Annotated in this window: 9 protein-coding genes and 1 pseudogene; 4 read left to right on the top strand and 6 right to left on the bottom strand. The window is 59.8% G+C overall.

Going from position 1 to position 7,422, the window contains the following annotated elements; all coding sequences use genetic code 11:
• A partial coding sequence (locus KQH55_RS00260) for a helix-turn-helix domain-containing protein (protein ID WP_255763039.1) occupies positions 1–309 on the bottom strand: 309 nt, incomplete at its 3' end.
• Positions 310–574: 265 nt separating this feature from the next.
• On the opposite strand from KQH55_RS00260, the gene KQH55_RS00255 reads away from it, so the two are divergent.
• On the top strand, positions 575–1,102 hold the full coding sequence (locus KQH55_RS00255; protein ID WP_076785856.1) for a class IV adenylate cyclase: 528 nt from the start codon (positions 575–577) through the stop codon (positions 1,100–1,102).
• Complete coding sequence (locus KQH55_RS00250) at positions 1,099–1,401, top strand: 4a-hydroxytetrahydrobiopterin dehydratase (RefSeq protein ID WP_076785855.1); 303 nt, start codon at positions 1,099–1,101, stop codon at positions 1,399–1,401. The genes KQH55_RS00255 and KQH55_RS00250 overlap by 4 nt, the downstream gene beginning before the upstream one ends.
• A 31-nt stretch (positions 1,402–1,432) precedes the next feature.
• On the opposite strand, the gene KQH55_RS00245 is transcribed toward KQH55_RS00250, so the two are convergent.
• Positions 1,433–1,654: a DUF3717 domain-containing protein gene (locus KQH55_RS00245; RefSeq protein WP_076785854.1), complete on the bottom strand. Its 222-nt coding sequence runs from the start codon at positions 1,652–1,654 to the stop codon at positions 1,433–1,435.
• Between the two features lie 75 nt (positions 1,655–1,729).
• Here KQH55_RS00245 and KQH55_RS00240 point away from each other — a divergent pair, with 75 nt between their 5' ends.
• Together KQH55_RS00240 and KQH55_RS00235 are read left to right on the top strand one after the other, a co-directional pair.
• Positions 1,730–2,416 (top strand): response regulator transcription factor, encoded by a 687-nt coding sequence (locus KQH55_RS00240; RefSeq protein WP_076785853.1) that lies wholly within the window; start codon positions 1,730–1,732, stop codon positions 2,414–2,416.
• A 56-nt stretch (positions 2,417–2,472) separates the two neighbouring features.
• Positions 2,473–3,963, top strand: coding sequence for a sensor histidine kinase (locus KQH55_RS00235; RefSeq protein WP_235089964.1), 1,491 nt, complete (start codon positions 2,473–2,475; stop codon positions 3,961–3,963).
• Between the two features lie 56 nt (positions 3,964–4,019).
• Here KQH55_RS00235 and KQH55_RS00230 read toward each other — a convergent pair whose 3' ends face one another.
• The 4 genes and pseudogenes from KQH55_RS00230 to KQH55_RS00215 form a co-directional block, all read right to left on the bottom strand.
• A complete protein-coding gene (locus KQH55_RS00230) occupies positions 4,020–4,577 on the bottom strand; it encodes an SET domain-containing protein (protein WP_076785851.1) in 558 nt (185 codons plus the stop codon).
• Between the two features lie 130 nt (positions 4,578–4,707).
• A pseudogene (locus tag KQH55_RS00225) lies at positions 4,708–4,891 on the bottom strand (oxidoreductase); the annotation flags it as partial.
• Between the two features lie 33 nt (positions 4,892–4,924).
• Entirely contained in the window at positions 4,925–5,569 is a 645-nt protein-coding gene (locus tag KQH55_RS00220; RefSeq protein WP_076785850.1) for a MarR family winged helix-turn-helix transcriptional regulator, read from the bottom strand.
• Positions 5,570–6,253: 684 nt separating this feature from the next.
• Positions 6,254–7,369 carry a YbdK family carboxylate-amine ligase gene (locus tag KQH55_RS00215; RefSeq protein WP_076787538.1) on the bottom strand — a complete coding sequence of 372 codons (1,116 nt, stop codon included), beginning with the start codon at positions 7,367–7,369 and terminating at the stop codon, positions 6,254–6,256.
• Positions 7,370–7,422 lie beyond the last annotated feature (53 nt).

The following is a 7,422-nucleotide window of genomic DNA, read 5'->3' as shown; positions in this document are numbered from 1 at the left end:
ATCTCCCACATAAAACACCGCTTCTTGCATCTTCGCGGCCAGCGCCCCAACCGGCTCGCCTGAGTCCAGCCCATCGAGCAGCATCGCCGCAGATTCACCATACGCTTGCGCCACAGCCTTGACCTGCGCAATGGTCCACGGATTGGCGCCCTTCATCTTCCGGTGAGCCTGCGAATAACTTAGCCCAAGGATGCGCTGTACCTCCGCCGCATGTTGGCGTTTGCCAACACCATGGCGGTTCAGTAAATCATGAATTCGCATGGCAATCGCCAGCGACTCTTCTGAAATCTTGTCTTCGCTTGAAAACATGTCATGTCTGGATCATCTGCTCGACCCCCGGCCCGGATGCCCGGATCCACCGAGAACCGGTTCGCCAGCATGCAGCATGGCGTGCCCGCCCCCACAATGATGTAGTCATACTCGCCGGCGCCACCACGAGCCAGCGATTGCTGCTGCGCTGCGACTAGTCGAACAACAATGGGCACAATGACACGATGATACGCTAAGCTGCATGAGCAGCCGCGCGGCAAGCGCCGTTCGGCCATTTACCGCACCCATCGTCGTGGAGAGATCAATGGCACGTAACATCGAAATGAAGGCCCGGATTCCGAACATCGACGCGCTGCGCGAGCGCGCGGCGGCGCTCGCCAACGGCGACGCCCCGTTAGTGTACCGCCAGCAGGATCACTTCTACGATGTGCCGCGCGGCAGGCTGAAACTACGGCAGTTCGAGGATGGCACGCCAGCCGAGTTGATCTTCTACCAACGCGATGACCGCGATGGTCCAAAGGTGTCGTTCTACCAGCGCTGTCCGGTCGCGAATCCGCACGCCACGCATGCGCTCCTAGCTGCGGCACTGGGCACGAGCGGCATCGTCACAAAGGAGCGCACCGTCTACCTGGCCGGCCGCACCCGGATCCATCTGGATCGTGTCGACGGCCTAGGTGATTTCGTCGAACTTGAAGTCGTGCTCGCACAGGATGACGAGGAGGCGGGTGGCGAAGCTGAAGCACTCGATATCTTCGGCAAGCTGGGTGTATCCGACACAGACCTCGTGCCGCATGCCTATGTTGACCTGCTGCAGAAACAAGTGACGACATGATCCAGAAACTCAGCGCCGACGAGCGCTCGAAGCTCGGCTCGACATTGCCCGCATGGCAGCCGGTCAGCGGCCGTGACGCGATTCAGCGCAAGTTGCAGTTCGCCGACTTCAACGCGGCGTTCGGCTTCATGACTCGTGTGGCGATCAAGGCGCAGGAAATGAACCATCATCCGGAATGGTTCAATGTCTACAATCGGGTCGAGATCACACTGGCCACGCACGAGGCAGGCGGCATCACCACGCGTGACGTCGAGCTGGCCGGCTTCATCGATTCGATCGTCGGCGCGTCATGCTGTTAAAGGCTCGCGCGGGCGCTGCCTTTCACAAATGTCAGCGCCCGTTCAACCGTATGTAAGCCTGCCACGCCTCGCGCGCCACGGGGTCTAGCGCGTCCTCCGGAATGGCGTGCTGACGCGTTACAATCAAAAGCGCATAAGGTTTCGATAACGCGCTCGCCTCGTTGCCCAGGCGCAATTCATCACCGGTGGACGGCGAGCGAGCACGCCAGTAGTTGATTGCAGCTTCCAGTTCGTGAATCGAGATATTGGACATCGCGGGCCCTTGTGCAAAACGCGGGGCCTTGTCGCCCCGGCAGGCGGTCCAACCCATTGTACTTGAGCGACTTTCATGCGACTTCTCCTGATCGAAGATGACCGCCCCATCGCACGGGGTATCCAGAGCAGCCTAGAGCAGGCGGGCTTTACGGTGGACATGGTCCACGACGGCATTTTTGCGGAACAGGCCTTGACACAGAACCGGCATGAACTTGTGATTCTCGATTTGGGTTTGCCGGGCATCGACGGCATGACGTTGCTGGCGCGATTCAGGCAGACGAATCGCCATACGCCGGTCATCGTGCTAACCGCCCGCGACGAATTGGACGACCGCGTGCAGGGCTTGAACAGCGGCGCCGACGACTACATGATCAAACCGTTCGAGCCGGCCGAACTCGAGGCCCGGATCCGTGCGATCATGCGCCGCAGCGGGTCGCATGGCGACATGCCGCGTCCGGAGGTAAGCCTCGGCGGCCTGAGGCTATCCGGCGTCGATCGGCGCATCTTCAACGACGACAAGCCGCTCGAGTTGTCGCCGCGCGAGTTCGCGGTGCTTGAGATGCTGCTGTTGCGCCACGGGCGCGTGGTCAGCAAGGCGCAGTTGCAGGACCACCTGACGCACTTCGGCGGCGACCTCGGCGACACGGCGATCGAGGTCTATGTGCACCGCGTACGCAAGAAGCTTGAGCATTGCCGCGTTGAAATCGTGACCGTGCGCGGCTTCGGCTACCTGCTTCAGGAAATCCGCCAGAATCCGTGATTGCTGCCAAGAGTCTACGCCGCTCCCTGCTGCGCAAGCTGGCGGCGCCGTTGTCAATGCTAGCGTTGATGAGCGGACTCATCGCGTACTGGCTCGCGTGGGAATACACCGAGCGAGTCGTTGACCGTTCGATGATCGACCTGGCCAGCGCGATTGCACGGCAGGTCGAGCTGTCTGGGCCGGACGCGCCGCGGACCGTGCCGCCGCTCACGCATGCGATGTTTTCCGATCCGGTGCAGCAGTTAATCTACCGGGTGAGCCGCGGCAATCAGCTGATCGCTGGCGACCCGGCATTGCCGCTGCACGGCACGCGGGTGCGCCACATGCACTACGCGTACGTGTTCGACGCCCGCTATGGCGACAGCCTGGTGCGGGTGGCCCAGGTACGGGTCGAACAGGTAAACGGCGATGCAATCATCATCGAGGTGGGCCAGCACGTCACACACGGCTACCAAATCGCCGCTGAATTCCTCGTCGCGATCATGATACCGCTGCTAATTTTGCTGTTCGCCGGCTGGGCAATCGTATGGCGTGTAGTCAACCAGCAATTGAATCCGCTCACCGACCTGGCTGACTCGCTGAACCGCCAGACGCACCGATCGCTGGAGCCCGTGGATGAAACACACGTGCCACTGGAAATCCGCCCATTGACCAGTGCACTGAACGCGTTACTCGATCGGTTAAAAGCGGCGCTAGACGCACAGCGCAAGTTCATTGCCGATGCCGCGCACCAACTGCGCACGCCGTTGACCGCAGTCAAGCTGCATGCCGAACAGGCCAGCGTGGCCAAGGACAATACGACGTTGCGGCTTGCGCTACACGAGCTGCGCACCTCGGCAGACCGCGCAGTGCGCCTATCGAACCAATTGTTGTCGTTAGCCCGTGCGGAACCGGAGGAGCAAAACGCGCGATTTGTCGATATCGACCTGACCGAGCTTGCGTTCGACACCGGCGCGGAATGGGTGCCCCGTGCGCTGGCCGCGCAGCTGGATCTGGGCTTTCACTACGATCCACCACTGGATGGCAAACCGCTGATCGTGCGGGGTAATCCAGTGCTGCTACGCGAGGTCATCGGCAACTTGATTGATAACGCGCTCAAATATGTACCACCGGCGCGGCCCAGCGGCGGCGGCACCGTCACGGTCACGGTCGGCCATGTCGATGTCCTGCTCTCCGAGGCCGAATCGGCCGACGATCGCGCGACTGTGGCCGTCGAATCAGCCAAGCGCGCCCCCGGAGCCCGGCCGCCCGCCAACCTGCGCCGCTGGGCGGAAGTGGTTGTCGAGGATAACGGCCCCGGTGTGCCAAAGGCGCTGCATGCCGACCTGTTCAAGCGCTTTTTCCGCGGCGATGCGCAGACCGGCAGCGAAGGGCCGATGGGCGCGGGCCTGGGGCTGGCCATCGTGCGGGACATCATCGCGCTGCACGGTGGCTCGATCCACTATGAAGACACGCCAGGCGGCGGATCACGATTTATCGTGCGCCTGCCGCTGCCGTCGTTGCGCCAGCCTGGACACGATGATCCGCCGCCGGGACCGGCCCACTGAACTCTGGCGCGGCCTACGAATACAACCCGGCCTGGCCGGCACGGGCCCCGCCGCGTTCAGCGCTTTTTCTTCACCGAGGCCAAATTGCCGTGCTGGCGACTGCTGTTGCGCGGCTTCACGTCGCCGCTGCTGGCACGCGGCTTTTTACCGCCGCTGCCGGACACCGGCGACGATGTTGCGAGCATCGTACCGCGGCACTTCTTCGCGCCGCACCGGCATTCATATTCCTTCTTCAGCTTCTTTGTCAGTCGTGCGTCGATGACCAGCCCATAGTCGTAGAACAACTCCTCATCCGGCTCGATCGTACGGATCGCATGGATGAATACGCGCCCGTCGACCTCCTGCGCTTCGCAGTTCGGCGCACACGAATGATTGATCCAGCGCGCACTGTTGCCGTCAACCTTACCATCGATCACTGTGCCATCATCTAGCGCAAAATAAAATGTATGGTTCGGCTGCTCAGGATCGTGCGGATGGCGACGCAGCGCTTCCTTCCAGGAAATGCGCTCTCCTTTGTATTCGATCAGCTGCTCGCCCGGCGCAATCCTGCTGGTCGCGAACACGCCTTTGCCATGCACTCCAGAGCGGCGTACGGCGATCCTGCGTGAACTCATCGAATCGTCCTTCCCCGAAGAATCAACTGTGAAACTCCGCATCGTACACGCACACCATTGCGCTGTTCAACGCGGGCACGCATCGAATGCATCGCGGATCGCACCGACGAGCCGTACCGCGCATGTCTCACAATCCGAGGTCCGCTGGCGTGATACGGCCAGCCGGTTCCACCGCGCTCGCCTCGATGGTCCAGTATGCCGGCCCTGGACAGCGCCAGTTGGCCCAAACTGATCATGTGCCAGTTTGCGGCCCGGCCCTGCAACGCTGAATACCGGCACATCGGCGACATGACGATCCGGTTCGCGAGCGTCATGTCGCGCAGCCGACGACGTTGCGGCGCTCCCCCTCAGACAGCTTGCGAGAAGATCTTCCAGGTTCTCTTCTGTGTGGGTACGTCGGCTTCTTCAAAGACCGAACAATCGAGCCGCAGGTCTGTGTCGCCCATCGACAGATCGAGCAACTCGCACCGGTGCGGTGTCTTCTTCGGCGTTTTGCTCGGCACAAAATGAGTACATGAGACACACATCCGATGACGTGGAATATGGTCCTTCTCCTGCATCTGCCAGATCATCTTCAACAACGAGCGATAGAAGTGCGATTGCTCCTCCGTGCGCAGCACACTGAGTGCATGCCCGATGAAGTCGGGCCATTGCAACGCCTTTTTGGCAGCCGTCTTGCCACGCGCGCTCAGGCGCACCGCGAGCGCCCGCCCATCGTCCAGCGCGCGGCGTTTCTCGACCAAGCCCTTGCTCTCCAAGGTACTGACTGCATCGCTGGTGGTGGCCGGTGTCAATGCCGTTTCACGCGCGATCTCGCCTAGACGCATCGGTCCCTTGCGCTGCATCAACAACACCAGGATTTCTCCCTGGGTCGGCGTTAGGCCCACGCCTTCTGCCCAGCCCCAGGCCTGACTGCGCATTGCCGTACTCAGCCGCAGCAACCCATGGGTAATTCGACCGGTTACCCTATCGCCGTAGACCCCTTCGCTCATAGTCGTGTTTTGCAATCCATCCAAGATAATTATAAAGATGGGAACCTGCAGCAATGCACTGCAGCTCCCGCCGCCCGGTTCACTGTTGGCGCCGCGCAGCCATGCGCCAGAACGCCAACAATGAAAGTTCGTACCACGATGTTCTGTGGCCACGTTACCAGATCGACGTGTCCATTCTATGCGATCCTGAATGATAGGTCATGTCGCAATCAAACATAAACGGTGGATAAACCCGTGAAAAAACGGCGTCGATCATGGTGCATCAATTCTGAATAAGTGTCCGACGGTAGCGGCAAGCTAACCTCTGTTCATCGCGATCCAACGTAGCAACGCCGCAATCTCTATTGTTATCATTTTCATAACATATTGATGTACTAGTGTTTTCTGCAGTTTTCCACGCTGTGGGCCCGCCTTTGTTAACGACTATTATTGTTCTATACGAAAATTCTGATAATCTTGGTGAGGATGTCGAATCGAGCCCACTACCGTATTAAGCGCAAACATTTCGAACCTTTACCAAGCTTTCCGGATGCCTACATATTATGGCGGACAACGATAAATTACTGGGGTTCCGTGGGGCTATTCGTTATTCAATAAGTCGATCCGGGCGCGGCCACCACACGCCATACATCCGGGATTACGAAACAATTGCCGGCACAGCGATAGTGGCAACGCGGCAATGTGTCAGCCTCGCCAGCGTAGCGTCTGCTGCCGCACCACTTCGGGTAACGACTGTTCCAGGCTGAAGACATTGCGCAGCCATGTCGCATCATTCTCGCCGCCTCGCGCAATTCGCTCGATATCGGTCAGCGCGCCGATCGAGCCCAGCGCGCGTGCATGCGGCTCTAGTGCAGCAAGCGTTGCCAGGATATCTTCACCGATCGTGCGCCGCTCACGGGTCTGTGGATTGACAAATACACCGGAAAGTCCGAAACGGCATGCCTCAAAACGGTTGAACGTATAGACGAGATAGTCGTCCTCGGACAGCGTCAGCGGCCGCTCGAGCAGCAAGTAACGTGCGAGCGCCTGGATGTACGACGCAATCGCCGCAGCCCGATCGATCGACAGCGGCGTATCCATCACGCGTACCTCAATGGTGCCGTAGCCGGGCTTCGGCCGGATGTCCCAGTAGAAATCCTTCATGCTGTTCACCACGCCGGTGCTGACCATTTTCGAGAAATACGTCTCGAAACCTTTCCACGTCAGCTCGTACGGCGCGCGGCCCGAGAGCGGAAATGCAAATACCGAATTTAGCCGTGCCGAATGAAATCCCGTATCCACACCTTGCACGTATGGCGATGAGGCTGACAACGCGATGAAATGCGGAATATACCGCGACATCGAATGCAATAGGAACAATGCACTGTCCGCGTCCGGGCAGCCGACGTGCACATGCTGGCCGAACACGGTGAATTGCTTGGCCAGATAGCCGTACAGTTCCGATAGATACTGGAACCGCGGCATGTCGAAGATCTGCCGCTCGTTCCATTGCTGGAATGCATGCGTGCCGCCGCCGCATAGCCCGACATTGAGTTGATCGGCCGCGCAAACCAGCATGTCACGCAGCGCGCGAAGCTCGTCCAGCGCCTGTGCATGGGAGCGGCAAATGCCGGTCGACAGTTCGATCATGCTTTCGGTGATCTCGGGTGTGACCACGCCTGGGGCCTTTTGGTCCTTGATCAGCCGCATCAGATCGGATGCGGCCTTGGTCAGGTCATAGTCGTGCGTATTGACGACCTGGATCTCTAGCTCGATGCCGAACGTGAACGGCTCCGAATTGATGAAGGGTTCGAGTGCCATAATCAACGCCTCTGGATGCTTCGCTTGTTGTACACCTGGCCGCAGCCGCATAT

The organism is Mycetohabitans sp. B3 (genome assembly GCF_021498065.1).
GTDB lineage: Bacteria > Pseudomonadota > Gammaproteobacteria > Burkholderiales > Burkholderiaceae > Mycetohabitans.
This window is presented reverse-complemented; position numbering and strand designations above follow the sequence as displayed.